Source organism: Microbacterium sp. NPDC076895 (genome assembly GCF_040687115.1).
GTDB lineage: Bacteria > Actinomycetota > Actinomycetes > Actinomycetales > Microbacteriaceae > Microbacterium.
This window is the reverse complement of sequence record NZ_JBFBMQ010000007.1, coordinates 80,541-99,576: the sequence shown is the minus strand read 5'-3', so window position 1 is coordinate 99,576 and position 19,036 is coordinate 80,541. Positions and strand designations below refer to the sequence as shown.

General features: G+C 67.2%; 14 protein-coding genes. 5 read left to right on the top strand and 9 right to left on the bottom strand.

Annotated elements, in window-relative coordinates:
* The first annotated feature begins 9 nt into the window (after nt 1-9).
* Both AB0O89_RS07955 and AB0O89_RS07950 read left to right on the top strand, forming a co-directional pair.
* On the top strand, nt 10-1,332 hold the full coding sequence (locus AB0O89_RS07955) for a bifunctional o-acetylhomoserine/o-acetylserine sulfhydrylase (RefSeq protein WP_363496010.1): 1,323 nt from the start codon (nt 10-12) through the stop codon (nt 1,330-1,332).
* Nucleotides 1,333-1,474: 142 nt separating this feature from the next.
* Nucleotides 1,475-2,680: a homoserine O-acetyltransferase gene (locus tag AB0O89_RS07950; RefSeq protein WP_363496007.1), complete on the top strand. Its 1,206-nt coding sequence runs from the start codon at nt 1,475-1,477 to the stop codon at nt 2,678-2,680.
* 38 nt (nt 2,681-2,718) lie between these two features.
* On the opposite strand, the gene AB0O89_RS07945 is transcribed toward AB0O89_RS07950, so the two are convergent.
* The gene (locus tag AB0O89_RS07945; protein WP_363496004.1) at nt 2,719-5,121 is read right to left on the bottom strand and encodes a CoA transferase; all 2,403 of its coding nucleotides are present in this window, start codon (nt 5,119-5,121) and stop codon (nt 2,719-2,721) included.
* 242 nt (nt 5,122-5,363) lie between these two features.
* Here AB0O89_RS07945 and AB0O89_RS07940 point away from each other — a divergent pair, with 242 nt between their 5' ends.
* Complete coding sequence (locus AB0O89_RS07940; RefSeq protein WP_363496001.1) at nt 5,364-6,269, top strand: LysR family transcriptional regulator; 906 nt, start codon at nt 5,364-5,366, stop codon at nt 6,267-6,269.
* Between the two features lie 12 nt (nt 6,270-6,281).
* Here the strand turns inward: AB0O89_RS07940 and AB0O89_RS07935 are convergent, their stop codons facing one another.
* The 6 genes from AB0O89_RS07935 to AB0O89_RS07910 all read right to left on the bottom strand — a co-directional run bounded on the left by AB0O89_RS07935 (nt 6,282) and on the right by AB0O89_RS07910 (nt 14,081).
* Nucleotides 6,282-8,651 carry an acetyl-CoA acetyltransferase gene (locus tag AB0O89_RS07935; RefSeq protein ID WP_363495998.1) on the bottom strand — a complete coding sequence of 790 codons (2,370 nt, stop codon included), beginning with the start codon at nt 8,649-8,651 and terminating at the stop codon, nt 6,282-6,284.
* 20 nt (nt 8,652-8,671) lie between these two features.
* On the bottom strand, nt 8,672-10,162 hold the full coding sequence (locus tag AB0O89_RS07930) for an aldehyde dehydrogenase family protein (protein WP_363495995.1): 1,491 nt from the start codon (nt 10,160-10,162) through the stop codon (nt 8,672-8,674).
* Between the two features lie 2 nt (nt 10,163-10,164).
* Entirely contained in the window at nt 10,165-11,274 is a 1,110-nt protein-coding gene (locus AB0O89_RS07925) for an NAD(P)-dependent alcohol dehydrogenase (protein ID WP_363495993.1), read from the bottom strand.
* A gap of 295 nt (nt 11,275-11,569) precedes the next feature.
* Entirely contained in the window at nt 11,570-11,896 is a 327-nt protein-coding gene (locus tag AB0O89_RS07920) for a thiamine-binding protein (protein WP_363495990.1), read from the bottom strand.
* Nucleotides 11,893-13,173, bottom strand: a complete 1,281-nt coding sequence (locus tag AB0O89_RS07915) for a hypothetical protein (RefSeq protein WP_363495987.1) — start codon at nt 13,171-13,173, stop codon at nt 11,893-11,895. The genes AB0O89_RS07920 and AB0O89_RS07915 overlap by 4 nt, the downstream gene beginning before the upstream one ends.
* A gap of 56 nt (nt 13,174-13,229) precedes the next feature.
* Nucleotides 13,230-14,081: an ADP/ATP-dependent (S)-NAD(P)H-hydrate dehydratase gene (locus AB0O89_RS07910; RefSeq protein ID WP_363495984.1), complete on the bottom strand. Its 852-nt coding sequence runs from the start codon at nt 14,079-14,081 to the stop codon at nt 13,230-13,232.
* A 27-nt stretch (nt 14,082-14,108) separates the two neighbouring features.
* On the opposite strand from AB0O89_RS07910, the gene AB0O89_RS07905 reads away from it, so the two are divergent.
* On the top strand, nt 14,109-15,185 hold the full coding sequence (locus tag AB0O89_RS07905) for an NADH:flavin oxidoreductase/NADH oxidase (RefSeq protein WP_363495981.1): 1,077 nt from the start codon (nt 14,109-14,111) through the stop codon (nt 15,183-15,185).
* 9 nt (nt 15,186-15,194) lie between these two features.
* Here AB0O89_RS07905 and AB0O89_RS07900 read toward each other — a convergent pair whose 3' ends face one another.
* Nucleotides 15,195-16,262, bottom strand: coding sequence for a hemolysin family protein (locus AB0O89_RS07900; protein ID WP_363495978.1), 1,068 nt, complete (start codon nt 16,260-16,262; stop codon nt 15,195-15,197).
* Nucleotides 16,259-17,584: a hemolysin family protein gene (locus tag AB0O89_RS07895; protein WP_363496220.1), complete on the bottom strand. Its 1,326-nt coding sequence runs from the start codon at nt 17,582-17,584 to the stop codon at nt 16,259-16,261. Before AB0O89_RS07895 ends, AB0O89_RS07900 begins: the two co-directional genes overlap by 4 nt.
* Before the next feature lie 352 nt (nt 17,585-17,936).
* Between AB0O89_RS07895 and AB0O89_RS07890 the strand changes: the two genes are divergently transcribed.
* Nucleotides 17,937-18,890 carry a hypothetical protein gene (locus AB0O89_RS07890; RefSeq protein ID WP_363495975.1) on the top strand — a complete coding sequence of 318 codons (954 nt, stop codon included), beginning with the start codon at nt 17,937-17,939 and terminating at the stop codon, nt 18,888-18,890.
* Nucleotides 18,891-19,036 lie beyond the last annotated feature (146 nt).

The window sequence follows — 19,036 nt, the reverse complement described above, 5'->3', positions numbered from 1 at the left end:
GAGCACATCATGTCCGCACCCGAGAACTGGAAGTTCGAGACCAAGCAGATCCACTCCGGCGCCGTCCCCGACCCGACCACGAAGTCGCGCGCGACCCCGATCTACCAGACCACCTCGTACGTGTTCGACAACGCCGACCACGCCCAGAACCTGTTCGCTCTGGCTGAGTTCGGCAACATCTACACCCGCATCATGAACCCGACGCAGGATGTCGTGGAGCAGCGTGTCGCGGCGCTCGAGGGCGGCAGCGGTGCCCTCCTCGTCTCGTCCGGCCAGGCTGCAGAGACCTTCGCCGTGCTGAACATCGCCCAGGCCGGCGACCACATCGTCTCGTCGAGCTCGATCTACGGCGGCACCTACAACCTCTTCAAGTACACGCTCGCCAAGCTCGGCATCGAGACGACGTTCGTCGAGAACCAGGACGACCCCGAGGAATGGCGTCGCGCCGTCCGCCCGAACACGAAGCTCTTCTTCGCCGAGACCATCGGCAACCCGAAGATCAACGTGCTCGACATCCGTTCGGTCTCGGCGGTCGCCCACGAGAACGGCGTGCCGCTGATCGTGGACAACACGATCGCCACCCCGTTCCTCATCCGTCCCCTCGAGCACGGCGCCGACATCGTCATCCACTCGGCGACGAAGTTCCTCGGCGGCCACGGCACAACCATCGGCGGCATCATCGTCGACGGTGGAAAGTTCGCATGGTCGCAGAACGTCGAGAAGTTCCCCGGCCTGACTGAGCCCGACCCCTCGTACCACGGCGCGTCCTACACGACCGCTGTCGGAGACGGCATCGCCTACATCATCAAGGCCCGCGTGCAGCTGCTGCGCGACCTGGGTTCGTCCATCTCGCCGATCAACGCCTGGCTGCTGCTGCAGGGCATCGAGACGCTCTCGCTGCGTATCGAGCGTCACGTGCAGAACGCGCAGGAGATCGCGGAGTGGCTCGAGAACCAGGATGACGTCGCGTCGGTGAACTACTCGGGCCTGCCGACCTCGCCGTGGTACTCCGCCGCGAACACCTACGCACCCAAGGGTGTCGGTGCGGTGCTCTCGTTCGAGCTCAAGGGCGGTGTGGACGCCGGTCGCGCGTTCGTCGACTCGCTCGAGCTGTTCAGCCACCTGGCCAACATCGGTGACGTGCGCTCGCTCGTGATCCACCCGGCATCCACGACCCACTCGCAGCTCACGCCCGAGCAGCAGCTCACGGCAGGCGTCACGCCGGGCCTCGTTCGCCTCTCGGTCGGTCTCGAGAACATCGAGGACCTGAAGGCTGACCTCGCCCAGGCTCTCGCCGCAGCCCGCAGCGTCGGAGCCGCAGCGAACGCCTGACCTGCGTCTCGCATCCGAAGGGTCGCAACACGCCGCACGGATCACTGATCCAGCGGCGAGTTGCGGCCCTTCGGCGTTCGAGTTTGGACGCGGGAACGTCATATTGCGACGGATGCCGCGGCTGACCCGCGAGAATGGGCGAATGGACTGGCAGACCTCGGAAGACACGGTGCCTTCATCGCCCGTGACCGAGGCCGACGCGCGCCTGCTCTTGGGGAGGCCTCCGGCCACGGGCGCGTGGCGTGACGGCGACCCCGCCGGCGACCGGCGCTTCGCCGCGTTCGGAGCTTTCCACACCGAGGGCGGAGCCGAACTTCCCGCCTACCGCCTCGCGTTCGAGACCTGGGGTGAGCTCTCTCCCACGCGGGACAACGCGATCCTCATTCTTCATGCACTGACCGGCGACTCGCACGTGCGCGGGCCCGCGGGGCCGGGGCATCCCACCGACGGTTGGTGGGACGGGATCGTCGGACCCGGGAGCGCCATCGACACCGACCGCTGGTTCGTGGTGGCGCCGAACATGCTGGGCGGATGCCAGGGGTCGACGGGCCCCGCAACGATAGCGCCTGATGGGTATGAGTGGGCAGCGCGGTTCCCCTACCTCACGATTCGCGACCAGGTCCACGCGCAACGGCAGCTCGCCGACGCTCTCGGCATCGACGTGTGGGCGGCGGTAGTCGGCGGGTCGATGGGCGGGATGCACGCGCTCGAGTGGGCGATCGAATACCCCGACCGACTCGATCGGGTCGCTGTCCTGTCGGCTCCCCCGGCAAACACCGCCGACCAGATCGCCCTGAACTCCGTACAGCTCGATGCGATCCGGGTCGACCCCCGGTTCCAGGGCGGCGAATACTATGACGCAGCCGACGGCGACGGCCCGCACCGCGGGCTCGCACTTGCGCGGCGCATGGCCCTGTTGAACTACCGGTCCCCGACCGAACTCAACCAGCGTTTCCAGCGCTCCTGGCAGTCAGAGGTCAGCCCGCTCGGCAACGGCGGGCGGTTCGCGGTCGAGTCGTACCTCGATTTCCACGGCAACCGCTTCACGCGCCGCTTCGACGCGAACACGTACATCACGCTCGTGGAGGCGATGAATTCCCACGACGTCGGCCGCGATCGCGGCGGCATCGAAGATGCACTGGCTCGCGTGAGCGCTACCGCGCTCGTGGTCGGCATCGACAGCGACAGGCTGTTCCCCATCGATGGGCAGCATCGGATTGCTCGCGGCATCCGGACCACCCTCGACGGCGATCAGGCGGCGGTCATTTCCAGCGACTTCGGCCATGACGGCTTCCTCATCGAGACGCCGACCGTCAGCGCCCATCTGCGCCGGCTCCTGGAGAGCTGATCGCGCAGAGCCCCCGCGATCAGCTCTCCGCCAGCTCGTCAGACCAGCTCACTCGCCTCCTCGACGACTCCGGCATCGATCAGTCGCTGAATCTCCTCCGGCGCCACTGCGAGGACATCCGCGAGGACTTCCCTCGTGTTCTCCGCGGCGATCGGCGCGGGCCCGGTGATGGGGGGCGCGAGGGTCTGGGTGCGCGCTTCTCCGAGGTTCGCCACCAACGGGCTCGACAACTGCGGCTGCAGGATCTGCCCGAAGACGCCACGTTCGGATAGATGCGCGTCCACGCGCAGGTCGTCGGCGCGAAGCATCGCTCCCGCGGGGACTCCCGCAGCCTGGAGAGCGTCGGCGGCGTCTAACGCGCTTCGTTTCGAGGCCCACTCCGCGAAGATCTCGCGTAGCTCGTGCCTCGCCGACCACCGCTGCGCGGCAGTAGCGTACGCAGCCTCGTCCGCGAGCTCGGCGCGTCCGATGATGCCTGCCGTGGCGCGGAAGGCGTCCTCACCGCGCGCATCGACAACGAGCCAGTCGTCGTCTCCGTGAGCGGCGAAGACCCCGCGGAAGGCGTCCTCACCGCGGTCGTTCCCTTCCGCGCGGGGCCCCCGCCCCGGTTCGAGTGCCTCAGCGGCCAGCAGATCGGCCATCGCGCCGAAGATCGCGTCGACCTGCGCTGTGCTCACGCGACCGCCCATTCCCGTGCGGTCTCGCCGCAGCAGAAGGGCGACGATCGCCGCGGCGTTGAGGCGGGCGACGACGTGGTCGGGAAAGATCGTGATGGCATCGCTGAACCCATCCCTGGATCCGGGATAGGTCCACAACGACGAGAGCCCCGCGCTTGCACGGACGAGAGGCCCGTAGCCGAGCCGCCTGCTCCACGATCCGTGATTGCCGAAAGCACTCGACTCGGAGAGGATGATGCCCGGATTGATCCGGTGGAGGGATTCGATGTCGAACCCAAGCGAGGCGAGCGTCCCCGGTTTGAAGTTCGTGAGGATCACATCGCTCACCGCGACGAGGTCGCGGAAGAGCTCACGCCCCTCGTCGGTGCGAAGATTCAGGCCGAGGCTCCGCTTGTTGCGCAGGCCCCAGGCAACGCTCTCGGTCATGAGGTCGCCGGTCAGGGACTGCCGTGCACCGTCAGGGAACGCACTCGACTCGATCTTGATGACCTCGGCGCCGTAGTCGGCGAACAGACGGCCCAGCTCGGAGCCGACCACTATGACTCCGAGGTCGAGGACGCGAAGCCCCTCGAACGGGCGTCGCCCGGCGCGAGCGGACTCGAGGACCGCCAGACCGGGCCGCCCAGCGACATCCGTTGATTCGCCCACCTCCGGCGCCGACGAGCGCGCACCGACACGGACGTCGTCGATCTCAAACCAACCCTGGTGCACGAGGGTGCCCGGGAGAATCGGAGAGTCGGTGACGAGTGACCCGTTCTCGTGGAATGCGCTCTCGGCCAGGACGTCTGCTGCATCCGCCAGGCCCGCGGTGGGAACGCCGAGTTCTTGCCCGCGCTCAACAGCGTCGGCAACCGTCATGGCGGCGAACATCCGCCCGATCATGGGGTACAGCGTCCGCGCTGCGGCGAACCGATTGCGGATGTTGTCGAACGAGGGGTCCGCGAACTCCTCCGGGCGCCCCAGCCATTCGAACATCCCGTGCCATTGACGCTTGGACAGAACGCAGATGCGCACCCAGCCGTCTTGAGCGGGGAAGATCGGGTAGAGGTGGCGTGCATCGGGTCGGCCTCGAGGAAGGTCGCTGAGGGGGACCCCCGCACGGGCAGACCCGCCCACCCCGAACACGGGGTCGAGGATCTGGATGAGCGCCTCCTGGACAGAGAGATCGACAGTGTCCCCGTCGCCGGTTGCACGAACGTGAGCCAACTCCAACAGGACGACCCACACTGCTTGCGCGACCGCGGACTCATACAGCAGGAACTCAGGCGGAAGGAGCGGTTCGGGCACATCCGGAAGACCCGAGCGGGACAGGACGGTGCTCAGAGCCGAATGGACATCGGGTGTCGCCTGCCAACCGGCTCTGGAACCCACACGCCCGAACTCACTGAGATCGATGACCACGAGCCGGGGATGCCGCGCGCGCAGGGCCGCCGGGTCTATGTCAGCCGCATCGCCCCGGTCGTCGCGTAGGACGACGTCCACGGTTTCGGCGAGCGCTGCGAAGCTCTCTACCCCCTCCGGGGCGGTCAGATCCATGGTCACCCCGCGCTTGCCGGCATTCTTGATGAGAAAGGTCAGGTCACGTCCAGCCGCCGTGATCCCTGCCCGTCGCGCCGGGGACCCGCCCGGCGATTCGACACGGATAACGTCTGCGCCGAGGTCGGCAAGTATGCGCCCGACGTTCTGCATCGGGCCGTCGACAGCGTCGAGGATGCGGATGCCGAACAGCGGCAGGTCGAGTTCGGTATCGCGTTGCAGATTCATGGCCACTCCTTTGTGCGCGCCTTGCGCCTCCTGGTCAGGGGCGTGGAAGCAGCATTCCGCGCAGGCTGACCCCTGGCCCAGCGCAAACATCGTCTGTACAGGAGCGCCGGCGCGGCACGTTACGGCGTGCACGGAGCCAGCTCTCACGGAGTCGGTGGGCGCACGCTGCAGCGGACCGATACCGACCCGCGTCGTGCGTAACGACGGACCTGCCGGGGCCGACGAGTCCGTAAAGTATGGCCGTGGAGCTTTCGCAGGTGAGGGCGTTCGTCGCGGTGTCCCGACGGGGGACGATTGCGGCCGCGGCGGAGGACCTGCACGTGACGCCATCGCCGCTCAGCAGGACGATCCGCGAACTCGAGCGGCAGCTGGGCGGAGATCTCTTCTCTCGCTCGTACCATCAGTTCACACGCACGGAACTCGGCGACCGGCTTCTGCCGTTGGCCGTCGAACTCGTGGCACAAGCGGACGAATTCTTGGCGGTGTCCCGAGGAGAAAGCGCGCCACTGCGTTTCGGTGCAACGCCCTGGACCTCCCGGGTCCTGGCCCAGCGGCTCAGTGAAGCGGTGGCAGACGCTTCTCCGAGCGCGCCAGACCCGGCGTCGGAGTTGTCCGCTGTTCTGCTGGAGTCGTTGCGTCACGGAGACCTGGATCTCGCGCTGGTACATCTGCCGATCGCCGAGCCGGGGATCGCCACCCTGGCGCTGGCTCAGTACGGCTACGCGCTGGCCTCGATCGCCGATCCGACCCTCGATCTCGGGCGACCGCTACGTCTGTCCGACCTGGCGGGACGGCGCCTTCTGACTTTGCCTCTGGCGATGCAGCCGACGTCGATGGGCAAGATGTTCGAGGCGTTCAAGCGCGCAGGGATCGGCACGGTGGAAGAGATCGATCTGCGCGACATCATCGGTGTCCAGACTCGGCTCGTACGGACGGGCGAAGTCATGCTCGTCACGCGCAGCACCGAGCTGCCCGCGTCGCGGTTCTTCGACTTCGATCAGCTCGAGGTCTACCCGTTCGCCGACGGGGAGCTAGATACCACGGTCGGTCTGGCGTGGCGTGAGCGTGACAGTGTCCACGCGAAGCAACTGGACTCGATCGTGGCGCAACTGCGCCCACCGGACGGCGACCTGCCGTACTTCCGCTGAGCGCGGCTCCGCTCAGCTGTTCGACCAGCGGGGAGCGCGCTTCTGGGCGAAGGCCGTCATCCCTTCCATCGCGTCAGCGCTGACCATGAGTTCGTCGAACGCCGACGATCTCGCCGTGACGGCGTCGATCACGTCGGGGACTGCACGGGCCTGCTCCATCACCTCGAGCGAGAGACGCACGGATGTCGGAGAGCCGGTGAGGATCTCCGAGGCGAGTTCCCGAGCACCATCGAGCGCTGTGCCCGTCGGAACCACGCGGCTGACAACGCCGAGCTCACGCGCCTCCGCCGCACCGATGCGACGGCCTGTGAGGATCAGGTCCGTCGCAACCTTCTCAGGGATCATCCGCGGGAGCCGAACAACCCCGCCGGCACCGGCAACCAGACCCACTCGCACCTCGCTCAGCGCGAATTGAGCGGCCTCGTCGGCGACGACGAGGTGGCATGCAAGAGCCGTCTCGAATCCCCCGCCCATGGCGTATCCGTTGACGGCGGCGATCACAGGCTTGTTCATCCCGCGTCTGCTGGTCAGCCCCGCGAACCCCGACAGCGGCAGATAGTTGGGCTTTCCGCTCGCGGAGTACACGAGATCGTTGCCTGCCGAGAATGCCTTGGTTCCCGCGCCCGTGAGGATCGCGACCCACAGATCCTGGTCGGCGAAGAATGCATCGAAGACCTCCGCCAACTCGTCGTGCGCGGGCGGGAAGAGCGCGTTGCGCGCCTCGGGGCGGTTGATCGTCACGATCAGCAGATGCTCCTCGCGCGCGACCGTCACGTACTCGTAGCTCTCGCGCAGACGCGGAGGCTGTGGCGGGGCGAGCTGCGCGGCACGCTCACGGCTGACGGTGACGCGGTTGGCCGGCCCGGTCGGGGTGACCCAGAGCGCTGAACCGACGGGGTGCTCGGACCGCAGCTGGTCGAGCAACTCCCTGTCCCCGTCCCATCCGCGAGCGATGAAACGCTCCCCCGTCGTGGTGAGGCGCCCGATGACGATTGCCGCCTCCGATCCGTCTCGGCCGTGCGTGATCGTGAACGTCTCGACCGTCGCCCTCCCCGAGGGCCGCGACACCTGGGGCACCGGGGCGGTCGCGTCGATCTTCTCCTGCGCCGCCGCAGACCTGTCGGGCTGCCAGGGGCGAGGAAGGGTCGAGTAGACCGCCGCGGAATACTTGCTGAGCGCCCCGCCGTTCGCTCCCACGAAGCCGTAGGATCCTGGCTTGCGGCGAGCGCGAGCCACGGTCTCGGCGATCGCGTGCATCGAGTAGTTGTTCCCCGCCCCGCCGAAGAACGGCAGACCGCCCGTGACCGTCAGGCCGCGCGGGTCGTCGGCCGAAAGGCCGAGGCCATCGATGGCGACGGTAGAGACCGCGATCGGGAAGCAGCTGTAGAAGTCCCACGTCGAGACGTCGTCGGCCCCGATTCCAGCCATCTCCAGCGCAAGCTCGGTCGCTTCGCGTGCCGCGATGCTGACCGAGAGGTCCTCGCGATCCATGAGGTCGCGCTCGCGCAGGTCCGCGTGCCCGTGGATGTAGACCCATGCGCTCTCCGGGACTCCGAGCTCGCGCGCGGCATCCACGGATGCCAGCAGCACAGCGGCGCCCTGATTGACCTGGTCCCTCGCGACGAGGTAACGGGTGTAAGGCTCGGCGATGAGGCGGTTCGCCTCGCTCGGGGTGACGAGCTCCTCAGCGGTCCGCTCGACCGGGGCCGCCGCATAGGGGTTTGCCGCGGCGACACGAGTGAACGGCGCGAACAGCTCCCCCATTTGCGCGTCGTACTCTGCCCGGGACAGCCCGAGTCGTGCGCGGCGGGCGTTTTCGAACAGGGCGTATTGACTCGGAGCGTCCACGAGCCCGTGCTGGGATGCCTCCATCGAGACGAGCCCGGACAGGCCGAATCCGCGGTCTTCCAGTTCACCCTCGACGTGCTCGGTGAAGTCCGGCTTGTCGGGAGATTTCGCCAGGGCGCGCGCGGTCGAGATCGCCTCGGAGCCAAACGCGAGCGCGACCCGGCTGCGGCCTGCGGCGATCTCCCCTGCAAGCTCGGTCACCAGGTGCTGGGAGCTCTGCCCGCCAACGACCTCAAGGATCGCGCGTCGCGGCCGTGCGTCGAGCCGATCCGCCACCGAGCGGGGATAGTTGTTGGATTTCCCGAGTGGCGCGCGAGCACCCGGTGTCGATATCTCGAACTGACGGATGCCCGCGACAGTGTCGATGGCCTCCGTGAGCGTCTCGACGGGAACTCCCGCGTCTTGCAGCGCACGCTGGGAAGCCCGAGCGGCGAGGTCGACCGCAGACAACGCTTCATAGCCGTCCTCACCGAGTCTGTCGATGACCTGTCCCACTCCGATGATGACGGGGGTGCTGCGGTCGATCTCAGTCATTGGCGTATTCGTTCCTTTCCTCACGCACCGACCCGCGCAGCGATGCTCGCGCGCAATCCCTCGAGCTGTGTCCGTTCGGTCTCCGCGGTGTCGGGAAGGAACGGCGCCCCCACCATCTGCCCCATCGAGAACGGCAGCTGCGGCGAGGCAACCGGCCGCAGATGGCTGAAAGTGTCGAACCCCGGCTTCCCGTGATAAACGCCGGTACCGCTCATCCCGATCCCGCCGAAGGGAACGTCGGGGACCATGAGGTGCAATGCAAGATCGTTTCGCGTGACCCCACCGGAAGAGGTCTCGTCGATGTAACGCTGGAACTCCTCACCCTCCGGACCGTAGTAGTAGGCGACGAGCGGGTGGGGGTGAGCAGCGATGCGTTCGATCACGTCGGAGACGTCGTCGTAGGGACGCACCACGACAACGGGCCCGAAGATCTCCTCGTGAGAGATCAGCATGTCTTCGGTGGCGTCGAACACGAGAGTCGGGGCGATCCGTCGGGTCTCAGGGTCAGGGAGCGACGCGTCGCCGTCGCCGGTCTCGATGGGCTGGATGCGTGCTCCCTTCGCGCGGGCATCCTCGATCAGACGAAGGATTCGCGCGTAATTCGCCTCGTTGATGACGGTAATGACATCACCATTGTGCGCGTAGTCAGGAAGCGACGTGCGGATGGCATTGGCGAAGGCATCGGCGAAGGCATCCACGCTGTCGCGCGGCACGTAGACGTCATCGGGGCAGAGACAGAGCTGTCCCCCGTTGTTCATGCGAGAGGCGGCCACGCGCGCTGCAGCCTCGTCGATGGATGCCTCGGCGGAGACCAGCACCGGGTTCTTTCCCCCCAGTTCCAGTGTCACTGGCACCAGGTTTCGCCCCGCCGCGGCGGCAACCGCGCGCCCCACTCCCGGCGACCCGGTGAAGAACAGATGGTCGAAGGGCAGGTCAGAGAACGCGACAGCGGTGTCCCGATCGCCCAGGACGACGGCGACCTCCTCCTGCGAGAGGCGGGAAGCCACAGCTCCGGCGACCACGCGGCCGGTCCGCTCGGGGATGTCGGAGAACTTGATCATCACCCGGTTGCCCGCCGCCAGAGCCTCCAGCGCCGGCTGAATCACCAGCCCGACAGGAAAGTTCCACGGGCCAACGATTCCTACGACACCCAGGGGCTGTGGTGACATCGTCACGGGAATGCCCATACCGGGTCCCATCTCCGAAGCCTGCGGCGCCATCCACTCAGCAAGATTGGCCCGGATGTACTCAGCCTCGGTCACGGACGCAACAACGTCAGAGCGCAGACTCGCGAGCGCAGGTCGGTTGCCGAAATCCGCGTTGAGAGCATCGACGATGTCGTCGGCGTGCTCGATGATCGCCAGAGCGAGCCGGTCGATCCGCGACAGACGCGTTTCGAGATCGGGGATGCCTTCGCGCCGCTGCGCCTCGCGCTGCAGCTGTAGCACCTCCGCAAGCCGCTCCCGGCTCGGGTCGATGAGACGTTCGGTGTTGTCAGCGGACATCGTCATGGTCACTCTCCTTCAGTTTCCGAGAAAACGAGAACGGGCTTCACGGTGACGCCCGAGATGCTGTCTGCCATCGCTTCGTTGACGGCGTCGAAGTGGTACGTGCTCACGAGCCGTTCCACCGGGAAGAGCCCCTCGGCGTGCCAAGTCAGAAGTGTCGGAATGAACTCGTGCGGGTCGGCATCTCCTTCGATGCTGCCGCGGATGGTCTTTCCCGCTCCGATGAACGTGGTCGAGTCGAGCGTGAGTTCGCTTCCCCCCGTTCCGACCACCACGAGGGTTCCGAGCGGAGCCAGGGCATCGGTCGCGGTTCGAACGACACCGGCGTTGCCGGTGGTGTCGAGGCCGTGGGTCGCGCCCCCGGATGTGGCTGCATGAATACTCTCGACGAGGCCGGGCGCCGAGCCCGAGAACGTGCGCGTCGCTCCGAGCTCACGGGCGAGCGCGAGACGGTCCTCCGACAGATCGACCCCGATGATCGTGCCGACGCCGAGGGCGCGCGCAGCCATGATCGCCGCCATGCCGACAGCGCCGGTCCCGAACACCACGACGCTGTCGGTCTTCTGGGGCCGCAGCACGTTGGCGACGACTCCCGCGCCGGTCTGCATCCCGCAGCCGAACGACGCCGTGGCGACGAGGTTGGTATCGGCGGGAACCCGCACCGCGTTGGACTCGGTGACCAGTGCATGGGTTGCGAAGCTCGACTGGCCGAAGAACCCGCCGCCGATCGGTCCACCGGTCCGATCGTGGAGGGGCGTGGTTCCATCGCCGCGTCCGCCCGAGACGTTCAGCGCGGCGAACCGCTCACAATACGCGCGCGCCCCAGCCGTGCACGTGCGGCAGTTACCGCAGCTCCGGTAGCTCAGAAGGACCTTGTCTCCCACGGTGACGGCAGAAACCTCGGCGCCGACGGCCTCCACGGTTCCCGCCCCCTCGTGGCCGAGGACGATGGGAGCACCCTCGGGAAAGAAGCTCCGCGTGACGATGTCGGTGTGGCAGACGCCGACGGCGCTCAGGCGCACCAGGATCTCATCGGGCCGAGGCTCGTCGATCTCGAGCGGTTCGATCGAAAGGGGGGACGCGGGTCCCCGGGAGACAAGCGCAGTGATCTTCATCGATCCCTCTTCTTCGAGAGCGGCCGCCCGTCTGAGGCGCGACCGCGGGTGCGGGTAACGCCGCGACGGTGCCGGGGCGTGGGATCACTCTCGCTCGGGCGAGGTCCGAACGCCCAGCGCAAAGAGAGACAGCCGCAGGGACGGTCTGCAGCACGGGAGTAGCGGTCAACGGGGTCCGCCACACCGGACCTAAATCGAACGGTGGCTCGTCCCGCACGACCCTGTGCGAGCCCACAACCAGTCCCGGGTCACCCCTTTCGGGCAGCCAACCTGCCGGGAGCTTTGCGCAGCGCCGTCAGTTCGCGGCTGGGGTCTCGCCGTCCGCGTTGATCGCTTGCTCGAGGCGCTCGAGCTTCCCGTCGAGTTCGCCGGTGTAGCCCGGGCGAATGTCGGCCTTGAGCACGAGCGAGACGCGCGAACCGTAGGCGCCGACTGCCTCGGTGGCAGCCTTCACGACCGCGAAAACCTCGTCCCACTCCCCCTCGATCTCGGTGAACATCGAAGTCGTCCGGTGGGGCAGACCCGACTCCCGGACGATCCGGACCGCCGCGGCGACGGCATCGTGAACCGAACCGTCGGCGCGACCTGTGCCACTCGGGGCGACGGAGAAGGCAACGATCATGAGGCAGACCTTTCGCTGACGGATGCGGGGCGCGTGCGCGGTGCCCCAGCCGAGGCAGACCCACCGGCGCTGGCGACGCGCACCAGGTGGATGATCGACCACGCGAACATCACCACGAGAGCGAGGTTTCGCGCCGTGAGCAAGGCGACGACCCCGGGAGCCGGGTGGTCCGTCATGAGGAAGTTGTAGTAGATCGGATAGACGATCTGCGTCAGGAGTCCGGCCGCCACCGCGAAGGCGGCAGGCCGCAGCCAGGTCGCACGATCGACCACGAGCCCGTAGACCAAAGGCGCCACGATCCAGGTCATGTACTGGGGCGAGCCGACCTTGTTCACGACGATGAAGGCGAGGACCAGGGCGAACGCCAGCGCCGGATACAGCCGCACGATGTGTGCTCCACGGCGCACTCCCCACAGCCCGAGCAGCAGTAGTGCCAGCACGGATGCCGCCAGCAGCGGGGTCATGACGGCGATCACGGCGTCGACACCGGGGCCGGCGACCTGGAACGTGAGCAGGTCGCTGGAGTAGTACACCCGGGAACCGAAGACGTCCAACGCCGAGAACCACATGTACACGGCGGACACGGGAGCCTCGATCTGCAGGCCCCTGCCGGTCTGGTCACTGATGAAGCCGAACAGATACCGTCCGCCACCGAGCGCGAGCACGACCGCGATGGTGGCCGCCGACACGACGACGGCACCGCCGACGATGGCAAGGCGACGTCGCACCGCGACAAAGGCTGCCGCCAAGAGCGCGGCTGGCCACACCTTGATCCAGGTGCCGGCGGCAAGCAAGGCTGATCCGAGCCACGGCCGGCGAACGAGCCACAGGCATCCCATGATCGCCAGCGGAACCGCGATCCCTTCCAGGCGATACATACCGACAGGCCCGAGAGCGACCATGTAGGTAAGCCAGAACGCGGCAGCCAGCGCCCGCCCGCGAGATCGCGCGTCGCCGAGCAGCACGGCGAACGCGACGGCGTCCACGAGCGTCACAAGGATCGCCCAGGCCGGCGTGTACGACACAGCCGCCTCGAACAGCCACGCCGCGAGCATAGGCACGAGGGCAAGAACGGGATAGACCCACGGCTCGGTGATCCCGACGATCTGCCGTCCGGAGGTCCCGCAGTAGTCCATGATGCCGAGCGCACAGCCTGACCAGGGTTCGTAGACCAAGTAAACGTCACCCATCGGTGCGTTCGGGAGCTGATATCCCGCTACCGCAACGAATCCATGTACGAGGGCGAACGCCACCCACATCCAACCCCGCCGTGCCACGCAACCATCCTACGGAAGCAGCAAGGTCCGCCTCGTCAGAAGGCCGGCCGCGCCGATCACGATTCGATGAGCATTGGCGTCGTGTCGGGGCCCGCGAGGAGGCGACCGACGACGAGCGGGAGATGCTCGGCGACATCCAGCGCCGTGATCGGTCCGCCAGCGACCGCCTCTGACGCAGCCAAGGCGGCCTGACCGTGGAGCCATGCCGCGGTCGCCGCGCACGCGGCAAGAGAGACCGACGCGCCTCGCGCAGCCGCACCGGCTGTGACGGCCCCAAGGATCCCTGCCAGGACGTCGCCGGTCCCGGCAGTTGCGAGCCACGACGTCGGGGCGTCGATCGCGCACTCCCAGCCCTCCGGGGATGCCACGATCGTTGTGGCACCCTTCAGCATGACCACGGCTCCGAGTGCCGCAGCGGTCTCTGCTGCACCCGCCGCGCTGCGAGCACCATCCGGATCGAGTCCGAGCGCAGAGCGCAGCTTCGCGTGCTCGCCGGCGTGCGGCGTGATGACTACCGGTGCCGTGGCGGATGCCGCAAGATCGAGCGCGCCGGCATCGACGATGACCGGATCAGGCCCGTCGAGAACCTCGCGCAACACGCGTGTCTCGGCATCCGTCCGGTCCTCGGAGCTCGTACCCGAACCGATGACCCACGTCTGGACACGCCCCTCGGCGGTGACGGTCTCGGGACGCCGCGCCAGCACGAGCCGTGTCGGTCGCGCCGGTCCGAGGTAGCGCACCATGCCGATACCCGTGCGCCAAGCACCCTCGACCCCGAGCACCGCGGCACCGGGAAACTGCCGTGACCCGGTCCGCAAGCCGACGACACCGCGGGAATACTTGTCGTCGTGGGCGGTTGGTCTTCCCAGGACGCGTCGCGCGTCATCCGCCGCCCATGACCGCAACATGCGAGCAACCCTACCTCTGGAGAATCGATGAGTCTGCTGTTCACCCCCGTCGAGATCGGTTCTCTGCAGGCGCGCAACCGCCTGTGGGTTGCCCCCATGTGTCAGTACAGCTCGGTAGACGGGATGCCGAACACATGGCATCTCACCCACCTCAGCTCGTTCGCGACCGGCGGCGCGGGTCTGGTCATGACCGAGGCGACCGCGGTCAGCCCTGAGGGCCGGATCAGCCCTGAGGACACGGGAATCTGGAACGACCACCAGCGCGATGCCTGGGCACCGATCGCTGCTGAGATCCGTGCTCGCGGCGCTCTTGCCGCTATCCAGCTCGCGCACGCGGGTCGGAAGGCGTCGACGTGGTCCCCGCTGAAAGCAGGTCGCGGGACTGTGCCGGCAGCCGACGGCGGGTGGCAGCCGCTCGCGCCTTCACCGATCGCCTACGAGGGCTACGCCGTTCCCGAGGAGATGGATGACGCCGCAATCGCGAAGGTCGTCGAGGACTTCGCGGCAGCCGCCCGCCGCAGCGTCGAAGCCGGCTTCGATGTGCTGGAGGTTCATGCTGCGCACGGCTACCTGCTCCACGAGTTCCTCTCGCCGCTGTCGAATCAGCGAACCGACTCCTACGGCGGCTCGCTCGAGAACCGGGCACGGCTGCTGCTCGAGGTGATCGACGCCGTTCGCGCTGCCGCGCCCACCGCGCCCGTGATGGTGCGATTCTCGGCTACAGACTGGGCTGAGGGAGGCTGGGATGTCGCAGAGACCGCGACGGTAGCCGCCTGGACGGCTGAGCACGGCGCCGTGTTCATCGACGTCTCCAGCGGCGGTCTCGTCGCGCACCAGCGGGTCATCGCGGGTCCGGGCTACCAAGTGCCGTTCGCCCGTGAAGTGCGAGAGCGAGCGGGAGTTCCCGTGAGCGCGGTGGGGATGATCACCACGGGCACACAGGCCGAGGAGGTTCTCGCGTCAGGCGCCGCGGATGCCGTCATGGCAGCGCGTGAGTGGCTTCGCGATCCTCACTTCGCCCTGCGCGCTGCGGCAGAGCTCGGCGTCGATATCGACTACTGGCCCGCCCAGTATGAGCGAGCCCGCCCGACACGGACGGCGTGAGCGCGGCCTCTACCGTTCGTTTCGCCAGCCTCGACGGGTGGCATCCTGCACCTCGCCGACGAGTTCTTCGATGACATCCTCGAGGAACAGAACACCGGTGATGGTGCCACTCGCGTCGCGTACCTGAGCCAGGTGTCGTCCCTGCTCCCGCATGAGAGCAAGGGCATCCTCGAGGTCGGTGTTCTCGGTCACGGGCACCATGTGGTGGATGCGAGCGGGGTCGATCGGCCTCACGACGTCAGTCGCGGCGTCCTCTCCCTCGGCAGCTCGCAGGATGTCTTTGAGATGGACGTAGCCGAGCGGAATACCCGCAGGGTCCACGATGACGTATCGCGAGAATCCGTTCTTGGCGACGGCGCGCTCGATCTGCTTGGGCGTCGTGTTCTGCGGCAGTGTCAGCAGATCAGCGAGCGGAACAGCGACATCGCGGGCCTTCTTCTCCGTAAACTCGACGACTGCCGCTACCGTGCCCGCGGTGTCCTCGAGCACGCCCTCCATCCGCGACTGCGCCACGATCGTCGCGACCTCTTCGAGCGTGTAGGTCGAGGTCGCTTCATTCTTGGGCTCGACCCGGAACAAGCGAACAACATGATTCGCGATCCAGTTGAGCGTCACGATGACCGGGTGGAAGACCTTCGAGACCCATACGAGCGGCGGCGCGAGCATCAGCACGGCACGATCGGGAACCGAGAACGCGAGGTTCTTGGGAACCATCTCGCCGAAGACGACATGCAGGTACGAGACCACCACGAGGGCGATGACGAACGCGATGACATCGACTGCCGCATAGCTCAGCCCCGTGAGTTCGAGCGGCACCGCCAAGAGGTGGTGGATCGCGGGCTCTGAGACGTTCAGGATCAACAGCGAACAGATGGTGATACCCAGCTGCGAGGTCGCCAGCATGAGCGTCGCGTGCTCCATGGCGTACAGCGACGTCTTGGCGGCACGCGAACCGCGCTCAGCCAACGGCTCGATCTGCGACCTGCGCGCGGAGATGACAGCGAATTCAGCACCGACGAAGAAGGCGTTGGCCACCAGCAGGACGACCAACCAAGCCAGGCCTGCCCAGTCACTCACGAGGACACCTCCTCGTCGGCATCCTCACCGGGAATGGTAGCGGGGATGAACCGGACGCGGTCCACGCGCCGACCAGCCATCCTCTCCACAGACAGGGTTCCCTCCTCGAGCTCGACGGTGTCTCCCACGACGGGGATCCGTTCGAGTTCGCTCATGAGGTAACCGCCGACGGTGTCGTATACGTCGCCCACGGGAATGCGGATGCCGATCCGGTCGAGCACCTCGTCGGGCCGAAGCTCCCCGGGGAAGACGACATCCCGATCGATGCGGACGATGTCGGTGCGACGCCGGTCGTGCTCGTCGAGGACTTCACCGACGATCTCTTCGACCAGGTCCTCGAGGGTGACGACTCCGGCGGTGCCGCCGTATTCATCGACGACGATCGCCATTTGGTACCCGCGGGAACGGAGCTCGGCCAGCAGCGCGTCCAGGTGCACGGCTTCGGGCACGCGGAGCGGCTCGGTCGCGATCGCGCCCACCGGAACCGTTCCGCGTCTGCCACGGGGAACACCCACTGCAGCCTTGAGGTGAGCGATCCCGACGATGTCATCCATCGACTCCTCGTACACCGGAAAGCGGCTGTGACCCGTGGATCGCGCGAGCTGGATGACGTCTTCGACGGAGTCGTCAGCGGCGAGCGCGTGGACACTCGGGCGCGGCGTCATGACATCCGCAGCGGTCAGGCGCGCGAAGGTGAGGGAGCGGTCGAGCAGTGACGCGGTGTCCTGTTCCAGGACACCGGCGCTCGCCGAACGGCGCACGAGGCTCGAGAGCTCCTCTGCAGAGCGCGCGCCAGAGAGCTCTTCCTTAGGCTCGATTCCCACCGCGCGAAGGAACGCGTTGGCACTTCCGTTGAGCACGACGATCGCCGGGCGAAACACGGTCGTGAAGGCAGTCTGAAACGGCACGACAAGTTTCGCCGTCTGTCTCGGGACCGCGAGTGCGAAGTTCTTCGGTACGAGCTCGCCGATCACCATCGAGAAGATGGTGGCGATGGCGACACCGATGATCGCAGCGAGCGGGCTGACGACGGCATCGGGCCAACCCCACCCCGTGAAGACCGGACGCAACAGGCTCGAAATCGCCGGCTCCATCGTGTAACCGGTGAGCAGGGTCGTCAGCGTGATGCCCAGTTGAGCACTGGACAGGTGCGTCGAGGTGATCTTGAGCGCGCTGATCGTCAGCGAGAGGCGCGTCTCTCCCGCAGCCTGACGCGCTTCGAGATCGGCGCGATCGAGGTTCACCAGCGCGAACTCGCTCGCGACGAACAGCCCCGTCCCGATCGTGAGCAGGAGCCCCACCCCCAGCATGATGAACTCCATCACGCATCACCCCCGGTCTGGGGTGCGGGTCGGTGGGGCGATCGTCGGCAACTCGGAGGGTCGTCCATCGTGAGACGAGTCTACCCGGCGAGATGCCGCCCCAGCGCGGCGCGTTCGCGCAGGTGTATCGCCCCACGTGCGCGGCACGTCTGTGCGTGCGCTGTTCATAAACGCGCAGCATCCGCACAGAACTGCAGCGCTCAGACGCGACAGGGCGCCCGAACCCGGCCCGCCCCGCGCTAGGCCGCTCGCCGCCTGCAGATCTCCTCCCCCGAGCGGGTGTTCCGGCGCAAATCCACTGCGGTGGCACGCACGGGGATGCTGCGTGGAGCGTTGGTCCGAGGATTCTTCCGTGCGCACACTGCCCGAGATCGACACGATTCGCCGTTCAGACCGGATGGAACCGTTGGATAATCGGCGCCTGCGGCGCGCCCTCGAGGCGGGCACCTGGGTAAAGGTCGCGCCCGGGGCGTTTGTCCGCTCCGATCACTGGCTCATGCTCACACCGATCGAACGCCACCGCGTACTCGTTCACGAAGTGGCACGTCGTCTTCAGCCCGGCGCCGTCCTCTCGCACGCAGCGGCGGCAGCGGAGCACGGCATCGACATGCTGGGCCCCTGGCCGCACGTTGTCGATGTGACCTGCGGGCCTGCAACGGGCGGACGCTCCAGCGGCGTCGTTCGCCGCCACACCCGCGACCTGCGGACGCTTGAGGTGATGCCGTTCGGTCGCCACACGATCACGACGCCGGCGCAGACCGCGCTGGACCTCGCCCGCTCTCTGCGGTTCCTGAATGCCGTCGCCAGCGTCGATCAGGCGATCTGGGCAGATCGCCCGGGCGGAGCACTCACCGACATCGACAGCATTCACGCGCTGTGGACTCGCGACGCGCATCATCGCGGACAGGTCCGGGCGCTGCGGGCGCTGTCGTTTGCGGAAACCGGAGCCGCTAACGTTCGCGAATCCCACTGCCGTGTGGAAATCGCACGACTGGGATTTCCACGGCCTCGGCTGCAAGAGCGGCGCGTCCTGCGCACCGGAAGACTCGTCTTCGCCGACTTCTACTTTCCCGAGGCCGATCATTGGGGCGAGTTCGACGGCGAAGGGAAGTACCGGGATGCCGCGCTCCGCCGCCCAGGTCACGACGTCGCCGACGCGGTGATAGACGAGAAGAACCGGGAGAACGAGATTCGACGTGAAGTGCGCGGGTTCTCGCGGTGGGACCGCGCGGATGTTGAGCATCCGCGTCGCCTCTACGACATCCTCACGGGCGACGGACTGGCCAGTGCCCTCCCGCGCCCCTGACCGCTGCTCGCCGAGCGGAGCACGCCCGGGTGTTCGCTGGCTGCCGGCATACATGTGCTGCTGTTGTGTGCAGGTGCTGCGCTTCTATTCGCAGCACCTGCACACAACAGCAGCACGAAGGAGATTTGCGCAACGCCGACCGGCGA